The 1401-nt window shown below is 66.8% G+C and carries 1 pseudogene; it reads right to left on the reverse strand.

The annotated features are described in order from the left end of the window. Positions 1 to 276: 276 nt before the first annotated feature. A pseudogene (locus tag CcI156_RS23720) lies at positions 277 to 1218 on the reverse strand (Wadjet anti-phage system protein JetD domain-containing protein); the annotation flags it as partial. Positions 1219 to 1401: the final 183 nt, after the last annotated feature.

The following is a 1401-nucleotide window of genomic DNA, read 5'->3' on the forward strand; positions in this document are numbered from 1 at the left end:
CGAAAGCGTGCAGAACGCCCACTCAGGTCAGGATTCCTGAGCCAAGATCTTGACGCGGGACACCTACAGTCCCGGGCAGCTTCAGGATGTTCCTGGCTGGTGTAGCCAGCGGGGCGGGTGGTGCGGGAGGCGGTGTAGCGGGCGCGGTGTTGCTGGTTGGTGACGTTGGTCAGGCCGAAGGCGGTGCGGTAGATGAGTTGACGCTCGTTCCGACCACGGCCGGCCCAGCGGCCCCGCCGCCGGGCGCAAGGCGCGCCGCCATCTCCATGTTCGGTTTCATCCTTTCTGATCGGGTCTGCAAGCCAGCGACAGACCCCCGCCTTTCAGGATCTGCATTAGTCGGGCAGCTGCGTGGGTGAGGGGGATGACTTCCTGCTCGATCCGGCGGAATGGGGTGGGGCCCRCAGTCGCGATGGTGTTGTACGCGGTGGCCTCGGCTTCGGTCAGGTGTGGCAGGGTCGTCGGTGATGGCTGGATGGGACGACCCGCCTTGTCGTGGTTAATACCGTGCTGAGCGTAGTGGTGCAGGTCTGTGGCGCCCATGAGGATGGAGGTGACGTGCTTCGCTGGTGCRCCGTCTGGTGCGGGCTCGGCTAGCGCAGCGCGAAACTGGTCGAGGATCGTGTACCCGTCCGCGTCGATGTCGCCCCAGTAGACGATGTGGTCCGCGGTGCGGATCCAGGGAACGTTTGCTAGCAGGGTGGCTGCGGCTTTGCCGCCGCCCTCGACCACTATTGTGTCCCTGACTGGCGGGAACCAGAGGCGGGAGTCGCGGTTCTCGACGACGAGGACCACGCGTGGCTGGTAGGCGATGTCATGTACGTCACCGGTGGTCCAGGCGTCGTGCCTGCGGYGGCCCGATGCGGCGTGGTCGGGATCGACATATGTCAGGTGCATGACGGTCAGCCGGGGTCTGACTTCGTGTCGGACATCGCGGCCCGCGACATCGCGCAGCAGCGCGCCGTGGGTGTCAAGCCATTTGGTGTGCATACCGGGGACCGGGAGTTGCCGCAGAGTCCAGTTGCCAGCGTTGGGGTGCTGGTGTAGCCAGGTCACGGCACTGAGTAGTACCTCCACGTCGATGGCCTGGAGGCGGTAGACGGCCCGAAGGGTGGCAGGGGTGATGATCGCGTTGGCGGACCGTAGCGCCGATGCGAGCACGCGGGCACGGTTGATGTCCACGGTCGGTGGTGCAATGCCGGTTCGGGTGTCGGCGATGGTACGTATTCGGAAATCCCGTTGGGGCATGATCGTGGGCGGCGTGACCGTGGGGCACTCCGCTGGGGTCTCGGGGGTCGGGGTCAGCCGGGAGGCTGTTGCCAGGTGGTGAGGTCCTCGGGGCTGGCGGCCCAGGGCAGGAACCGGTCGAGGTCGGCGCCGGTCGGCGGCTTGCCGCCGGCC

It is taken from the genome of Frankia sp. CcI156 (assembly GCF_001983015.1).
Taxonomy (GTDB): Bacteria; Actinomycetota; Actinomycetes; order Frankiales; family Frankiaceae; genus Frankia; species Frankia casuarinae.